Raw genomic sequence first — 14,944 nt, forward strand, 5'->3', positions numbered from 1 at the left:
GGGTGGGGGTGAAGCCGTGGGGGAGTTCCAGGCGGTGACGGGACAGGAGGTCCTCGTCGGCCAGGATGTCCGGCGTCGCGCCGTCGGCGACGATCCGGCCGGCGTCCAGGATCACCGAGCGGTCGCAGAGCTCCAGGGCGTACGGCAGGTCGTGGGTGACCATCAACAGCGTCACGGGCAGCCCGCGCAGGATCTCGGCCAGCTCGCGGCGGGCCGCCGGGTCGAGGTTGGACGACGGCTCGTCGAGGACCAGGATCTCCGGGTGCATGGCGAGCACGGTGGCCACCGCCACCCGACGGCGCTGGCCGAAGGAGAGATGGTGCGGGGCCCGGTCCCGGTGCTCGCCCATCCCGACCGCCGCGAGCGCCTCGTCCACCCGGGCGGCCAGTTCCGCCCCGCGCAGCCCCAGGTTGGCCGGCCCGAACGCCACGTCCTCGGCGACCGTGGGCAGGAAGAGCTGGTCGTCCGGGTCCTGGAAGACGATGCCCACCCGGCGGCGCACCTCGGCGAGCGTGGCCCGGTCCTGGCTGACGGTCAGACCGCCGACGGTCACGCTCCCCGCGGTCGGGGTGAGGATGCCGTTGAGGTGCAGCACCAGCGTGGTCTTCCCGGCGCCGTTCGGCCCGAGCAGCGCCACCCGTTCGCCGCGCGGCACGGTCAGGTCCACCCCGTGCAGGGCGACGTGCCCGTCCGGGTAGGCGTACCGGACGCCACGGACGTCCAGGGAGACAGCGTTCTGCACGTCGCCGATCATGTCAGCACGACGGCGGCGGCGGCGATGCTGGCCGCCAGGACCGGCACGGTGGCCGCGGCCAGCCACTGCCCGGCCGTCGCCGCGCCCGCGCCCTGCCACACCGCCGGCATCCGGCCGGCGTAGCCGCGCGACAGCATCGCCAGGTAGACCCGCTCGCCGCGTTCGAACGCGCGCAGGAAGAGCGCGCCGACGCCGGCGGCGAAGCCGCGCAGCTGCCACAGGAAGCGCGGGTCGTCGCCCCGGGAGACCCGGGCCACCCGCATCCGGCGGGCCTCGCCGACCAGCACGTCGAGGTAGCGCAGCATGAACGTGGCGATCTGGGTGAGGACCTGGGGGCAGCGCAGCCGGTCCAGGCCGACGATCAGGTCGCGGGTCGTCGTGGTCGCGGCCAGCAGGAGCGACGCGAGTACGCCGAGGGTGCCCTTCGCCACGATGTTCCACGCCCCGAGGAGACCGTCGGACGACAGGCTCAGGCCCAGCACCTCGACCCGCTCGCCGGCGCCGAGGAACGGCAGGGCGACGGCGAAGAGCACGAACGGCAGCTCCATCAACGACCGGCTGAGCAGCCAGCCCGGACCGACCCGGGCCAGCGCGGCGACCCCCGCGACCAGCACGGCGTACCCGCCGAAGGCCCAGAACGCCTCGCGCGGGGTGGCCACCACGGCGAGGGTGAAGACCACCATCGCCGCGATCTTGACCTCGGGCGGGAGCCGGTGCACCGGCGAGGCGGCCTCCCGGTACAGCACGTGTGCGTGCCCGGCGCCCATCCCCCGCTACTCCCGGTCCGCCGCACCGGCCGGGGCGCGTTCCCGGCCGGCCGGGTCGCCGTCCTGCGGGCCGCGGCGGCGGACCAGCCAGAACACGCCGCCGGCCACGGCGAAGGTGAGCAGCACGCCGAGGACGCCGGACAGGCCGGTGGAGAGGAAGTCGTTGTCGACGCCGGCGATGCCGTAGTCGGCCAACGGGCCGCCGATCTCGTGCTCCTTCTCCCGCTGGGCCGGGCAGCTGCCGCCGGTGATGTTGTCGTCGGCGTCGAACGTGCAGCCCTCGCGCAGCGACGAGTCCAGCCCGTCGGGGTGCGACGAGGCGAAGTTGCTCACCACCCCGGCGAGCAGCAGGGCGACCAGCAGGCCGCCGACGAGGAACCCCCAGGAACGCTTCCTCACCGCACACCTCCGACGGCCGGGACGGCCGGCGCGGACGCCGGGCGCAGCCCGCGCAGCGCGTAGACGAGATCAGGCCGGACCTTGGCGACGGTGACCACCGTGGTCGCGGTGATCAGGCCCTCGCCGACGCCGATCAGCAGGTGCACGACGGCCATCGTGCCGGCCAGGCCGCCCAGGTTGCCGCCCAGGTCGGTCGTGCCGCCCAGCCAGTACTGGAACACGAAGCCCATCGCCGCGACCACCACGCTGACCAGGGCGGAGACGAAGGCGGTCACGCCGAGACCGGCCGGGGTGCGCGGCAGCACCCGCAGCAGCAGCGCGATCAGCAGGTACGCCGCGGCGGTGCCGAGCACCGCCATGTTGGTGATGTTGAGGCCGAGCATCGCGACGCCGCCGTCCCCGAAGACCAGCGCCTGCACGACCAGCACCACGGCCACGCAGAGCGCGCCGACCCACGGGCCGACCAGCATGGCGGCGAGCGCGCCGCCGAGCAGGTGACCGCTGACGCCGGCGGTGAAGATCGGGAAGTTGAGCATCTGCACGGCGAAGATGAAGGCCGCGACGAGGCCCGCCATCGGGGCCAACCGGTCGTCCAGGTCGCGCCGGCCGCGCAGGACGCAGAAGGTCATCGCGGCCAACGCGACGGCCGCGAAGACCGCGGCGACGGGACCGTCGATGATCCCGTTCGAGATGTGCATCGCCAGGGTTTCCACGCGACCTCCCACGCGTCGGCGGTCCGTCCGCGCCCGCCGGGTCAGCCTATTTCCCGTACATCACTGTTGCCAATATCTGGCAACAGCGCATGGCATCGATCACCACCCGCCGCGCGGACGCCGGCCGACACGAGCGCGGACGCCCGGCCCTGCCCGGCGCGTCGCCCGGGGTCGGCGGGCACGGGCCGGCGGTAGGGTCGTGCCATGACCGCGCCCGACCGCCTCTCCCCCGGTGACCCCGCGCCCGACTTCAGCCTCCCCACCGACACCGGCGAGACGCTCTCGCTGGCCGACCTGCGCGGCCGCAAGGTCGTGCTGTACGCCTACCCGGCGGCCATGACGCCCGGCTGCACCAAGCAGGCCTGCGACTTCCGCGACTCGCTCGCCTCGCTCCAGGCGGCCGGCTACGAGGTCGTCGGCATCTCGCCGGACAAGCCGGAGAAGCTGGCGAAGTTCCGCGAGCGCGACGCCATCACCTTCCCGCTGGTCGCCGACACCGACAAGTCGGTGCTGACCGCCTACGGCGCGTACGGCGAGAAGCAGTCGTACGGCCGGACGGTGACCGGCGTGATCCGCTCGACCTTCGTGATCGACGCCGACGGGAAGATCGAGCGCGCGCTCTACAACGTCAAGGCGACCGGCCACGTGGCCAAGCTGCGCCGCGACCTCGGCCTGGACTGAGCCCGTCCCGCCGTGCGGCCGGCGGCGGAGGCGGGGCCGGCACCGCCGCCGCCCGACGCTCTAGACTCAGCGGGTCGGCGGGAGTGGCGTAATGGCAGCCGCGGTAGGTTTAGGTCCTATTGTCCGAAAGGACGTGGGGGTTCGAATCCCCCCTCCCGCACCTTCGGTCCGACCGGCGCACGCCGCCGGCACCACTGTCGGACGCGTCACGATCGCGGGACTACGCGGGCCCGGCACGGCCAGGATTGCCCGGTGACCCTGCGCTTCGTCCTCGACCCCGAACTGACCCCCGAGCTGCGCGAAGCGATCGTCGCGCTCTGGGTCGACGTCACCAACGCGGGCGGGGCCGTCGGCTTCGTGCCGCCGGTCACCGCCGCCGACGTCCGGCGCACCGCCGACCCGACGTTCGCCGGCATCGCCGAGGGCCCGGACCGCCTCCTGCTCGGGTACGCGGGCGACCGCCTCGTCGCCGCGCTGATCTTCTGCGACAACCGGTTCGACCTGAAGGCGCACTGGTGCGTGCTGAAGCGGGTGATGGTCCACCCCGACATCCAGGGCCACGGGTACGGCCTGGCGTTGATGCGCGAGGCCGAGCGCCTCGGTCGGGAGCTGGGCCGGGAGGCGCTGCACGTGACCCTCCGGGACGGGCTGGGGCTGGACCGCTTCTACCGGCGGCTCGGCTACCGGGAGATCGGGCGGCTGCCCGGCGCGCTGCGGGTCGCCCCCGGCGACGACCGCGACGAGATCCTCATGTGGCTCGACCTGACCACCCCGGCCCAGGCCGCCCGCTGAGCCGGGCGACGCGGCCGCCATCGGGCGACCGAGGGTGACCGATGGCCTCGGCCGGCGCGGCCGGTCAGCCCTCGACGACCAGTTCGTCGCCGATCCGGACGACGCCGGTCTCCTCGGGGACCAGATGCAGTCCGAAGAGGAGCTTGCGCCCGATGTTGCGGTGCCGGGCGAGGGTACGCAGCGGTTCCTTCCCCCTCGCCCCCGTCTCCTGGTCCGTCGTGGTGACCACGCAGCGCTCGCAGGGCCCGGCGGCCCGGAGGCGGACCCCGCCGAGGCGCAGCGGGCGGCCGGCCCAGGAGTCCTCGGCCCAGGCCACCGGACCGTCCACCACCAGGTTCGGTCGGAACCGCGCCATCGGCACCGGCTCCTCCCCGGCGTCGGCGAGCCAACCGTTGAGGGCGTCGAGGGAGGCGACGGTGGTCAACAACAGCGGGTAGGCGTCGGCGAAGTTGACCCGGTCGCCGGTGTCGTACCTCCGGTCGCCGGAGGGGATGTGCCGGGTCGGACGCGCGAGCCAGACCAGGCGGGCCGCGCGGCCCAGGAACGCGTCGAGCCACGCGTCCGCCGCCGGCCCGGCGGAGAGCGCGGGCACCGGGTGCGGTCGGCCGCGGAAGGTGCGGACCGGCACCGGCTCGCCGGCCGCCGGCTCCGGCACGTCGAGGTCGGGGCGACCCCGGGCGCGCAGCAGCAACGCGCCGTCGCGGGCCACCGCGCGGAGCCCGGCCAGCCCCGGGACCTCCCGCTGGGTGATGCCGACGCCGGCGGCGTCGACGATCATCCAGCGCCGGTCGCCCGCCAGCCCCCAGGGCAGCACGCGCGCGTCGTCGTGGTCGAGCCGGTGACCGCCCTTGACCGGGTACGTGTGGATCGCGCTCAGCCGCACCCGGTCACCACGCCACGCCGATGCCGTCCCCCGGATACCAGTGGTTGGCCGGGGTCTCCCGGTAGGCGAGGAACTTCCGGCCGGTGCGCTCGGCGTGCTCGGCGAGGACGTTGGTGGCGGTGACGTTGTCGGTGAGCAGGACCGCGCCGGGCGCCAGCTTGCCCTCGACGGCCTCGAACTCGCGCTTCTCGTGGGCCCGGCTGTGGTCGCTGTCGTGCAGGAAGAGGTCGACCGGCCGGTCCAGCGCGGCGATGGAGGCGATGGAGTCGCCGATCACCAGGTCGACCACCTCGGACCAGGGCGCGCTCCGGGCGAGGTAGCCGGCCTCGGGGTTGATGTCGAGGGAGGTGACCCGGCCGGGGTGCCCGTCTGCGGCGTTGCGCAGCAGCGCGGCGGCCAGGACGCAGCTACCGAGCCCCTTGTCCACGCCGGTCTCCACGACGTGCCCGGGTCGGGTGGCGCGGACGATCGCGTACCAGCCGATCCGGCGGGCGTAGCGGACCTGCTTGTCGGCGAGGCCGCGGCGGGCCGCGCCGGCGGTGGCGGACTCGATGTGCCGGCGCAGCACGTCGTCGGACTCGATCTCGGCGAAGTACGCGCGGACCTGCTTGACGGGCACGTCGCAGACCACGCTGACGAACCAGGCGAGGTGGTGCCGGCTCAGCTTGGTCAGGTCGTACGTGTAGTTGTGGTGCTCCCGGGAGGTGACCAGCCACCGGGCCGAGGTGCGCAGCACCTTGGCGTCGTGGCGGGCGACCCGGGCCAGGCGCTTGGGGAAGGCGGCGACGGGGGCGAGCGGGGTGCGGGCGATGGCCCGCCGGAGCTTGGTTGCGTCCACGAGAGGGTTCTACCAGGCGAAGGGAAACGAAGGTGAGAAAAGCTTCCCCACGAGGGGCGGGCCGCACACGAAACGGGACGAGCGGCGCCTCACCGCCGGCCGGACGAGGGTACGCGGGCGCACGGACGGATCAGTAGCATCGCCGCCATGCCACTTTCCCCGCAGTCCGTCGAGCCGGAGCCGACGACCGACACCCCCGCGGCCGAGGAGCAGCAGCCGACCGGGAAGCCCCGCCGCCGCTGGCGGCGGATCGTCCTGGTCAGTCTGTTGGTGGTCGCGTTGCTCGGCGTGGGCGGCGTGGTGGCCGGCGGGCTCTACCTGCGCTCCGTGGAGTCGGACATCGAGCGGGTCGACGCCTTCACGGACGTGCCGGAGGAGAGCCGTCCGCAGGCGGCCGCCGCGGGCGCGATGAACATCCTGATCCTGGGCAGCGACACCCGTGACCCGGAGAGCACGTCGGGCTCCCGCACCGACACCATCATCCTGGCCCACCTGCCGAAGGACCGATCGAGCGCGCAGCTCATCTCGATCCCCCGGGACACCTGGGTCGCCGTTCCCCGGTCGAAGGACGGCAACCACGGCGGCCGGGACGCCAAGGTCAACGCCGCGTACGCCTGGGGCGGCGTGCCGCTGATGGTGCAGACCGTGGAGAAGTTCACCGGGGTCCGCGTCGACCACGTGGCGATGGTCGACTTCGCCGGTTTCAAGGAGATCATCGACGCGCTGGGCGGCATCGAGATCGACTCGGAGAAGAGGTTCACCTCCATCCACCCGCCGTTCCGGACGTTCGCGCAGGGCCCGCAGAAGATGGACGGGGAGGCGGCGCTCGACTACGCCCGCCAGCGCAAGCAGTTCGCGGACGGGGACTTCGCCCGGATCCGCCACCAGCAGCAGGTCATCAAGGCGATCCTGGACAAGGTCTCGTCGGGCGGCATCCTCACCAACCCGGGGAAGCTGAACTCCTTCCTCCAGGCCACCTCGAACTCGGTCGCGGTGGACAAGAACCTGTCGCTGTTGGACATGGCGACGCAGATGCGGGGCCTGCGCAGCGGCAACCTCTTCTTCCTCACCAGCCCGACGAAGGGCACCGGGCGGGTCGGCACCGAGAGCGTCGTCTTCGCCGACACCGACCGGGCGAAGTCGTTCTACGACTCCGTACGTCGGGACGCGGTCAAGGAGATCATCAGCCGCGGCAAGAAGTAGTCGCCGTACCGGGCGGGCGTGGACCGGTTCCGCCCGCCCGGGTACGGCCCGGGGTCAGTACGCGCCCCGTCGGGCGAGCACCACGCTGACCGTGCGCCACAGGATGCCCAGGTCGTAGACGAGCGACCAGTTGTCCACGTAGTGCAGGTCGAGCCGGACCGCGTCGTCCCAGGTCAGGTCGGAGCGGCCGGAGATCTGCCACAGCCCGGTGATGCCGGGACGCACCAGCAGCCGGCGTCGCACGTCGCCGCGGTAGTCGTCGTCCTCGGTGGGCAACGGGCGCGGGCCGACCAGCGACATCTGCCCCATCAGCACGTTGACCAGCTGGGGCAGCTCGTCCAGCGACAGCCCGCGCAGGTGCCGGCCGATCGGGGTGACCCGCGGGTCGTCCTTGATCTTGAACAGCAGGCCGTCGCTCTCGTTCCGGTCCCGCAGGGCCTCCAGCCGCTGTTCCGCATCGGTGTACATCGTGCGGAACTTCCAGACCTTGAAGGCCCGCCCCTCGTGGCCGATCCGGGTCTGCCGGAACAGCACCGGCCCACGGTCGGTCAGTTTGATGGCCAGCGCGATCCCGGCCAGCAGGGGGCTCAGCAGCACCAGACCGACCAGGGCGGTGACCCGGTCGAGCACGCTCTTGGCCAGCAGCGAGAGGCCGGAGATGGTCGGCTCCTCGACGTTGAGCAGGGGCAGGCCCTCGATCGGGCGGACGTGGATACGCGGGCCGGTGACGTCGGTGACCTGGGGCACCACCACGAGGTCGAGGCCGGTCCCCTCCAGTTGCCAGGCCAGCTTGCGCAGCTCGTACGACTCCAGGCTGGCCGGGCCGCAGACGGCGATGGTGTCGGCGCCGAGCTGCTGGACCAGGGGCACCAGGTCCCAGCCGACGTAGACCGGCACCGGCGCGGTGACCCGCTCCCCCGGCCTCGGGTGGTGTGGCAGGTGGATGGCGATGGGGCGCAAACCGGCGCCCGGGTTGCGGGTCACCACCTCGTGCACGGCCAGCGCGTCGGAGAGCCGCCCGACCAGCAGCACCTTCTGCGACGCCCGCTGGCTGACCCGGCGGATCCGGCGCAGCACGACCCGGGCGACGAACCGTGTCACCAGGGTGTAGAGCAGCAGCGCCAGGATGATGGCCGCGACCGTCGCCCGGGACAGGTCCTTCTTGAAGCCGAGCGCCAGGAACGACACGGTGGCGGCCATCGCGACGTTCGCCCGGACCACCCGCTTGAGTTCCTCGGTGCCACGGCCGAGGGCACGCCGGTCGTACGCGCCGGCGGCGGTGAGAATTGTCATCCACAGCAGCGGCACCACGACGTTGGCCACCAGGGCGAAGGCGCTGACCGTGCCGCCGAGCACCCGCTGGTCCCAGAAGCCGGCGTCGGCCTCGTCGAGCAGGGCCACCACGGTTCGGCTGGCCGCCAGGGCGGCGATGAAGTCGATGAGCACGAGGCAGGCCAGGTACCGCCGGCGCCACCGCGCGCGCGGGGCGACCGGCCGGCCGAAGACCGACCGCGGCATGCCGTTGGAGGGGGGTGTGATCACCCCTAGATCGGGGTCGAACCTCGGTGACTGCTGCGGCGCGACAGCCGAGAGGAACTGAGTCTGCGCGGACACGACCTTCCTTTCACCGTGCTAGTGGTCGTCATCTCAGGGCGGACCGCGAGTTCCCGGGGCAGGTGCCCCCGGCCCTCGCCAAGGCTCAGCCGGGGCTCGGTGAGGCTGCGCGCGGCAGTTGTCGGCGCAACTCGTCCAGCAGCGCGGCGTGCGCCGGCTTGGGCGCCAGACTGCCATCGAAAAGGCAGGCCGCGCCGTAACCGCGGTGGTAGCCCGGGATCCAACTGCGTGCGTCCGTGAAGCCCCAGACGGTGAACGACACGCACGCCGTCACCGCCAGGCACGCCCGGAGCACCTGCCGATAGAGCGTGGCCTGCCGCTCAAGCTTCTGCGGGGTGGCCGGCAGCGCGACCCGCACGTCCAGCTCCGTGATGGCCACCGAGACACCGAGCTGCGCGAACCGGCGTAGGTTCCCGGTGAGGTCCCGGGGCGGCTGGTCCCATCGCAGGTGGCTCTGGAAGCCGACGCCGTCCACCGGGACACCGGCCCGGCGCAGGTCACGGACGAGCTTCAACAGCGCGTCGGACTTCCGGGTCCGACCCTCGACGCCGTAGTCGTTGATGAACAGGCGCGCGCCCGGGTCTGCCGCGTGGGCCCAACGGAAGGCGTCGGCGACATATCCTGGACCGAGCTTGCGCAGCCACAGGGTGTCGCGCAGCGTCCCGTCCTCGTCCAGCACCTCGTTGACCACGTCCCAGGCCCAGACACGCCCCCGGTACCGGGAGACCACCGTGGTCACGTGCTCCTGGAGCACCGCGCGAACCTGATCCGCCGGCCAGTCCGGGGAGACCCACTTCGGCACGTCGCTGTGCCACACCAGGGTGTGGCCGTAAACCGCCTGTCCGTGTTGATGGGCGAAGTCGACGAGCTGGTCCGCACCGGTCCAGGCGTACACCCCTGGCAACGGTTCGAGGTTGCGCCACTTCATGGCGTTCTCGGCCGTCATCGCGTTGAACTCGGTACCGAGAAGGGCGCGGTAGGCGGGTTCCAGGCTCAATCCCCGGCCGTCCACCGCCGATCCGATCTTCACCCCGGGCGGCATCAGGTCACGCAGGGTCTCCCGGCCGGGCGCGGCGGAAGCCGGCGACGAAGGGACCGGCCGCGCGTCGCCGTCACCGGGCGGACGCTCGGGGGCGTACCGGACCAGCGCCATGCCGGCGGCGAGCAGTGCGGCGGCGACCAGAGCGACCGACACCAGCAGTGTCGGCGGACTGAGCCGACCGAACGGGGCAGCCGCCGTGGGGCGCACCGGCGTGGACCCATGACCGGCCGGGCCGGTGGAAACGCCCGACAACGACGACGCCGAGTCGCCGTCCCGCGTGGACAAGTTGACGGTCACCGCTCCGGCTGACCCGGTCCGTCACGCAATGCCCAGGGCGCCCGGGTGAAGTTCCACCGTGCGCGCTCGGCGAACTCCTCGCGCGGCAACCGTGGCACCGCCTCGTCGGTCAGCAGCCCGGAGAGCACGGCGGTCACCTCCGCCGGGTCCTCCGGCACCCGCCCGAGCCGGGAGGAATCCGGCTGGCCGATCTCGTCGAGGAAGTCGTCGCACTTCTTCTGATACGGCACCAGCGTGAACGGGACGCCAGCTAGGTACGCGAAGACCGCGCCGTGCAGCCGCATGTGCAGGCCGAGGTCGCATCGTTTCATCTCGTCCCAGCAGGCTCGCACACCGTCCCGCGCGGTCATCACCCGGACGTCACAGAGCCCGTCCAAGGCGGCCCGAAGACGGTCGCTGACCCGTTCGTCGCCGTGCACGGGGTGTGTGTTGAACACGAAGACGGTGACGTCCACCGGTTCCTTGAGGACCAAGCGGCGGACGCCCTCGATCAGTGCCTCCTCCCGCTGCCGTGCATGCGGGGCCGCTGCCTCGTAGTCGACGCCGAGCAGGGTCACGCCGAGTCGGGCCCGCCCCCTGGAGGGCCGAGGCCGGCGCGCCGGCACCGGCTCGCCGAGCGCCTCGGGCAGCAGCCCGGCGAGGTCGCCGGCGCGGACGAGCACCCCTGGGTAGCCGGCGCGTTCGAGGATCTCGGCGGAGGCGAGGTCGCGTACACCGATGAATTCGATCCGGCGAAGCACCTCGACGAGCCGCCGCTCGGCCGCTGGGGAGAGGAACGGTCCGACGGAGACGCCGACGGCGGCCATCGGGTGCCCGGACGCACGGGAGAAGAGCGAGAAGAGCTTCTTCTCGCTGAGCGGGCCCATGTCACGGAAGACGGAGCCGCCGCCGAAGACCAGCATCGAGGAGCGCCCCAGCAACGCGGCCTTGTTGAGTACCCATCCGACGCGGTCGGGCAGGCTGCGCGAGCGGTACCAACGAGGATTCATGCCGGTGCTGTCCGCCGGCAGGTCAACGATGGGCGGCGCTGCGAAGACCGGTTCGCGGGTCCCCCAGTAGGTACGGGTAGCCCAGTCCATGACGACGCAGAAGGCGTTGTCCCCCACGTTTTCCATGCCGTAGTAGCCCACGACAAGCGGGCGGCGGGCAGCGGAACTCGGTTCAGGATGCACGCGGGGTCTCCCTCGTCAGGCGCTGACGCAGATCGTGCCACGACGGCAGGGGTGAGTTCCCGACCACCCGTCTGCGCACTGCGGTCCAGAACAGCGTGCACAGGACGACCTCGGCGACGACGGTGGCGGCAGCCGTGCCCGTGACGCCCCACAGCGGAGTGGCCACCGCCAGGGACGCGAGGAACACCAGGGCTCCCACGCCCTGGTAGGCCACTTTCCGGCGGAGCAGTCCACCGCTGGTGAGCAGCGAGGCGACGGCCGCTCCCGCGAAGCGGAACGGGATGGCCAGGGCCAGCAGTGCCATGACAGTCGCGGACCTGCGGTATTCGGGACCGAGTAGCAAGGGGAGCACCGGCAGGCCGCCGAGCGCCACCAGTGCCGCGAGCACCGTGCCGAGCGCGAGCATCCCGAGGCTCCCCCAGCGGTACGCGATCAGGACGGCGTCGCGGTCGGTACCGGACCACCGATGCAGCCGGGCGAGGAAGTACTGCTGGTAGACAACTCGGGGGACGAGGTAGACGGCAGTCAGCACGGACATCGGGACAGCCAGGACGGCTGCCGCCGCCGGTCCGAGGAACTCGGCGGCGACCACCGTGCCCAGATACATCCCGATCAGGTAGAAGAGATTGCCCAGTACGAACGGCGTGGCCGCCCCCGTCACCCGCGCCGCCCGGACTCGGGACGCCGGTTCCGGCGGCAGCTCACGGGACCGGTCGTCGATCGACTTCCCTCGCCGGAGGAAGGGCCGCATCACCGGCACGCACCCGAGCACGGTGAGAACCGCCACGACTGCGTAGCCGGCTGCCGCCGCCAGCACGGACAGCCCGAACGCCCACACGGCGAGCACCACGAGCACCCGGGCCAGGTGCGGTGCCACCTGGAGCACGGAGAGGCCGCGATAGTCACCGCGCAACTGCTGGACCGTTCCGACCAGCGCCAGCCCGGCCTGCGCAACGACGATGGCCGCCAGTAGCGCGCGCACGCCGGCGGCGACCGGATCGGACCCCTCGACCAGGCTCCAGGCCAGGATTCCGGCGACGGTCAGGCCGCTGCTGGCGGCCATCACCCGTAGCGAGGGGCGCACCCACCGGTACGCACGCTCACCCTCCCGGCCAAACCGTTGCAGCCAGAGTTCCGGTACGCCGAAGACCGCCAACGGCGCGGTCAGCGACACCACCGCCAGGGCTGCGGTGAACGTCCCGAACGCCTCCTGGGGGAGAGTACGAGCCAGGACAATCTGTGTCGCGAACGCGGCCAGGGTGATTCCGACTTGGCTCAGGCCCAACATGCCGAGGTGCGTGAGGACGGTGACGACCCGTCCCCGCGCCGCCGTCGGCCGGGCCGTGCCGTGGTGCCGTTCGGACCCGCCACCGGTGTCGAGGTCAGCGACCGAGGGTGACAAGCCACTTACCCGTCTCGCTGAGCGTCCGCAGTGCTTTGATGGCCGTCGCCACCCCCGGCCATCTCAAGGGCCGGTACATGTCAATCAGCCGGAACCAGAAGACCAGCCCACCGAGCCGACCCCGGGTGACGTTCCCGTCGTGCCGTTGAAATAGCACGATGGGGTGGGCCAGATGACACGGGTGGACACCCGTGCTCAGGGCACGCAGCATCAGCTCCACGTCCTCGAAGAGGCGGAAACTCTCGTCGTAGCCGCCGATCCGCTCCAGCAGCGTGCGGTCGATGGTGGTACCGGAGTGCTTGAAGGGCAGGCGGGGACGGGTCAGCACCCCGAACAGCATGCGCCGCGCCGAGGCGTACTCGGGCAGTCGGATGCAGCGGGACGTCCCTCGGCGGACCTCCATGTAGTCGGCGTACACCCACGATCCGCCGGTGTTCGCCAGCAGGTGGTGCAGCCGAGCAAGAGCGTCGACGGTGAGTTGGTCGTCGGAGTCCAGCACGGTGACGTACCTGCCCATGGCGGAGCGCAGACCTCGATTGCGCGCCTCGGCGATACCGGTCGGCGGCTGGGCCAGCACTCGCACCCGACGGTCCGCCGAAAGGTGCGCATCCGCGATCACCTGAGCGGCCGGTATCCGAGAGCCGTCGTCGACGATCACCACCTCGAAGTCCTCGAAGGTGTTCGCCAGGACGCTGCGCACCGCTTCGACGAGCAGCGCGGGACGGTCGCGCACCACGATGCAGACCGAGAAGGTCGGCCGGACGAGCGGCATCGTGGCCTCGTCACCGGCGACGCTCTCGGTCGGTTCGGAAGGCCGGTCGTGCTGCCGGGGCAGATTATGCAGCGACGCGGGAAACGACTGATTCACGGCATCGCCCCGCTCTTCACGGGCGTCTCGTCACTGGTGCGCTTCCCGTGGACAGCGAGCACCACCATCTGACCGAAGAAGAAGAGCCAGAGGAAGTACGGGTAGGCGAGCGGCTTCTGCGTGAGGCCGAATACGACGAGCGTCAAGAGGAGTAGCGCCAGGGCGAGCCGACCGGATCTGTCGATCCGGTTCCTGAGGAACCGGTGGAGCCCGACGACGACGGCGCAAGTCACGACGACGCCGACGATGCCCCAGACGACCAGCACCCGGAGCAGGTCGTTGTGCATGTCCCAGGGCTCGTAGCCGAACCCCAGGAGCCAGATGTCCAATGGGGAACGACCGAAGATCTCTGCGACGTCGTTCCAGATCGCACCCCGGCCGTGCATGAAGGTGTCGGAACGCACGTCCATCGATCCCACTTCGGTGAGGGTGACCTCAGCCCGCCTCCAGATCGCGCCGCCCCACAGCACCCCGACGACCGCGCCGGCGACCGCCAGCGCGCCGCCGACGGCCAGCGCCGTCCGGCGGTCGGTCCCGCCGGAGCGGCGGGCGGCCACCAGCCCGAGCAGGCGCCGCGTCTCGAACCCGGCCACGATCAGGCCCAGGCACAGAATCGTGAAGCGGTGTAGGGAGACCACACCGGTGGCGACGAAGAGCCCGATCAGCGCGTATCGGACGACCGTGGGCACCCTGAGCCGGTCGCCCAGCACATAAACCAGGAATACCGAGAACATCAGGAGCCGACCGAGCGACATCGGGTGGTAGTAGCCACCGGAGGCGCGCCCGATCTTCTCCCAGTTGGCCAGTTCGAAGTAGAACGAGTATGGGATTACTCCGGCAACCTGGAGCCAAGCCAGCACGCAGTGCACGACCGCGCCGGCCACCGCCACCCCGGCAACGAGGGCGAGCCGACGCACCGGGAACCAGTCGCGGCGCATCAGCATGAGCCCGAGCAGTGCGATCGGCGCGAATCCCACCACCAGCCGCATCGCCTCCGCCGGGATGGCACGCGCCGGCTCTTGCGGTGGGCCGTAGATCGAGTAACGACGGACGTCGAACAGGCCCAGCAGGTCTTCACGGGCGGGGACGGCGAGGTAGCTGACCACGGAGAGCACGAGCAGCAGCGTCAGCCCGCCCGCCATGAGGAGGAGAGGTCGGGGCGGCAGCCGCCGGGCGCCGATCGCCACGACGCCGAGCGCGGCGACCATGCACGCCGCGCCGAGCGCGGTGAGCAGCACCCCAAGGTCGAATCCGCCGCCGGCGTCCTTCTCACCGATGTCGAGCAGAGGCTTCACCGCGACCAACACCAGCGCGGCGGTGGCCAGGTGGCGTGCCGACCGCTCGTGGCGGGACGCTGGCGCGGCCCGGTGCCGGAACGGCGTTCGCCGCTCCGAGGTGGTCAACGTCTCCATCGTGGGTGCGTTTCCTCCATCAGTGTCCGCCGCGGCAGCAGCCGACAACGTGGGCAGGTCGGCCGGCGGCCCCCACTGCCAGTCCCTCGCCGATCCACGTGTCGGCC

General features: G+C 71.9%; 15 protein-coding genes and 1 tRNA gene. 4 read left to right on the top strand and 12 right to left on the bottom strand.

What is annotated here, in order from left to right; translation table 11 throughout:
* The 4 genes from ACSNOB_RS19240 to ACSNOB_RS19255 all read right to left on the bottom strand — a co-directional run.
* Nucleotides 1-754, bottom strand: a 754-nt coding sequence (locus tag ACSNOB_RS19240; protein ID WP_436687905.1) for an energy-coupling factor ABC transporter ATP-binding protein, incomplete at its 3' end; no start/stop codon positions are given.
* Nucleotides 751-1,521: a cobalt ECF transporter T component CbiQ gene (gene cbiQ, locus ACSNOB_RS19245; protein WP_436687906.1), complete on the bottom strand. Its 771-nt coding sequence runs from the start codon at nucleotides 1,519-1,521 to the stop codon at nucleotides 751-753. The genes ACSNOB_RS19240 and cbiQ, both read right to left, overlap by 4 nt.
* Before the next feature lie 6 nt (nucleotides 1,522-1,527).
* Entirely contained in the window at nucleotides 1,528-1,920 is a 393-nt protein-coding gene (locus ACSNOB_RS19250; protein WP_436687907.1) for a PDGLE domain-containing protein, read from the bottom strand.
* Nucleotides 1,917-2,633, bottom strand: a complete 717-nt coding sequence (locus ACSNOB_RS19255) for an energy-coupling factor ABC transporter permease (RefSeq protein ID WP_436687908.1) — start codon at nucleotides 2,631-2,633, stop codon at nucleotides 1,917-1,919. Before ACSNOB_RS19255 ends, ACSNOB_RS19250 begins: the two co-directional genes overlap by 4 nt.
* 204 nt (nucleotides 2,634-2,837) lie before the next feature.
* Here ACSNOB_RS19255 and bcp point away from each other — a divergent pair, with 204 nt between their 5' ends.
* From bcp to ACSNOB_RS19270, 3 genes are all read left to right on the top strand, one after another.
* The gene (gene bcp, locus ACSNOB_RS19260) at nucleotides 2,838-3,314 is read left to right on the top strand and encodes a thioredoxin-dependent thiol peroxidase (protein WP_357698514.1); all 477 of its coding nucleotides are present in this window, start codon (nucleotides 2,838-2,840) and stop codon (nucleotides 3,312-3,314) included.
* Between the two features lie 77 nt (nucleotides 3,315-3,391).
* Nucleotides 3,392-3,474 (top strand) — tRNA-Leu (locus tag ACSNOB_RS19265).
* A 92-nt stretch (nucleotides 3,475-3,566) separates the two neighbouring features.
* Nucleotides 3,567-4,106, top strand: a complete 540-nt coding sequence (locus ACSNOB_RS19270; RefSeq protein WP_436687909.1) for an N-acetyltransferase family protein — start codon at nucleotides 3,567-3,569, stop codon at nucleotides 4,104-4,106.
* 64 nt (nucleotides 4,107-4,170) lie between these two features.
* Here ACSNOB_RS19270 and ACSNOB_RS19275 read toward each other — a convergent pair whose 3' ends face one another.
* A complete protein-coding gene (locus ACSNOB_RS19275; protein ID WP_436687910.1) occupies nucleotides 4,171-4,989 on the bottom strand; it encodes an MOSC domain-containing protein in 819 nt (272 codons plus the stop codon).
* 4 nt (nucleotides 4,990-4,993) lie between these two features.
* Complete coding sequence (locus ACSNOB_RS19280; protein ID WP_436687911.1) at nucleotides 4,994-5,827, bottom strand: class I SAM-dependent methyltransferase; 834 nt, start codon at nucleotides 5,825-5,827, stop codon at nucleotides 4,994-4,996.
* A gap of 147 nt (nucleotides 5,828-5,974) precedes the next feature.
* Between ACSNOB_RS19280 and ACSNOB_RS19285 the strand changes: the two genes are divergently transcribed.
* Nucleotides 5,975-7,030, top strand: a complete 1,056-nt coding sequence (locus ACSNOB_RS19285; RefSeq protein ID WP_436687912.1) for an LCP family protein — start codon at nucleotides 5,975-5,977, stop codon at nucleotides 7,028-7,030.
* 54 nt (nucleotides 7,031-7,084) lie between these two features.
* Here the strand turns inward: ACSNOB_RS19285 and ACSNOB_RS19290 are convergent, their stop codons facing one another.
* The 6 genes from ACSNOB_RS19290 to ACSNOB_RS19315 form a co-directional block, all read right to left on the bottom strand.
* Complete coding sequence (locus tag ACSNOB_RS19290) at nucleotides 7,085-8,548, bottom strand: sugar transferase (protein ID WP_436687934.1); 1,464 nt, start codon at nucleotides 8,546-8,548, stop codon at nucleotides 7,085-7,087.
* A gap of 181 nt (nucleotides 8,549-8,729) precedes the next feature.
* A complete protein-coding gene (locus tag ACSNOB_RS19295; protein WP_436687913.1) occupies nucleotides 8,730-9,839 on the bottom strand; it encodes an endo-1,4-beta-xylanase in 1,110 nt (369 codons plus the stop codon).
* A gap of 140 nt (nucleotides 9,840-9,979) precedes the next feature.
* Entirely contained in the window at nucleotides 9,980-11,155 is a 1,176-nt protein-coding gene (locus ACSNOB_RS19300; RefSeq protein WP_436687914.1) for a polysaccharide pyruvyl transferase family protein, read from the bottom strand.
* Nucleotides 11,145-12,557: a lipopolysaccharide biosynthesis protein gene (locus tag ACSNOB_RS19305; protein ID WP_436687915.1), complete on the bottom strand. Its 1,413-nt coding sequence runs from the start codon at nucleotides 12,555-12,557 to the stop codon at nucleotides 11,145-11,147. The genes ACSNOB_RS19300 and ACSNOB_RS19305 overlap by 11 nt, the downstream gene beginning before the upstream one ends.
* Entirely contained in the window at nucleotides 12,538-13,425 is an 888-nt protein-coding gene (locus ACSNOB_RS19310; protein WP_436687916.1) for a glycosyltransferase family 2 protein, read from the bottom strand. The genes ACSNOB_RS19305 and ACSNOB_RS19310 overlap by 20 nt, the downstream gene beginning before the upstream one ends.
* Nucleotides 13,422-14,732, bottom strand: coding sequence for a hypothetical protein (locus tag ACSNOB_RS19315; protein WP_436687917.1), 1,311 nt, complete (start codon nucleotides 14,730-14,732; stop codon nucleotides 13,422-13,424). Before ACSNOB_RS19315 ends, ACSNOB_RS19310 begins: the two co-directional genes overlap by 4 nt.
* Nucleotides 14,733-14,944: the final 212 nt, after the last annotated feature.

This window comes from Micromonospora sp. URMC 106, assembly GCF_051386395.1.
GTDB lineage: Bacteria > Actinomycetota > Actinomycetes > Mycobacteriales > Micromonosporaceae > Micromonospora.

Excerpts from the sequence above, each read along its gene's own strand:
- cbiQ (WP_436687906.1), bottom strand. The coding sequence starts at position 1,521 with ATGGGCGCCGGGCACGCACACGTGCTGTACCGGGAGGCCGCCTCGCCG.
- bcp (WP_357698514.1), top strand. The coding sequence starts at position 2,838 with ATGACCGCGCCCGACCGCCTCTCCCCCGGTGACCCCGCGCCCGACTTC.
- ACSNOB_RS19285 (WP_436687912.1), top strand. The coding sequence starts at position 5,975 with ATGCCACTTTCCCCGCAGTCCGTCGAGCCGGAGCCGACGACCGACACC.
- ACSNOB_RS19290 (WP_436687934.1), bottom strand. The coding sequence starts at position 8,548 with ATGCCGCGGTCGGTCTTCGGCCGGCCGGTCGCCCCGCGCGCGCGGTGG.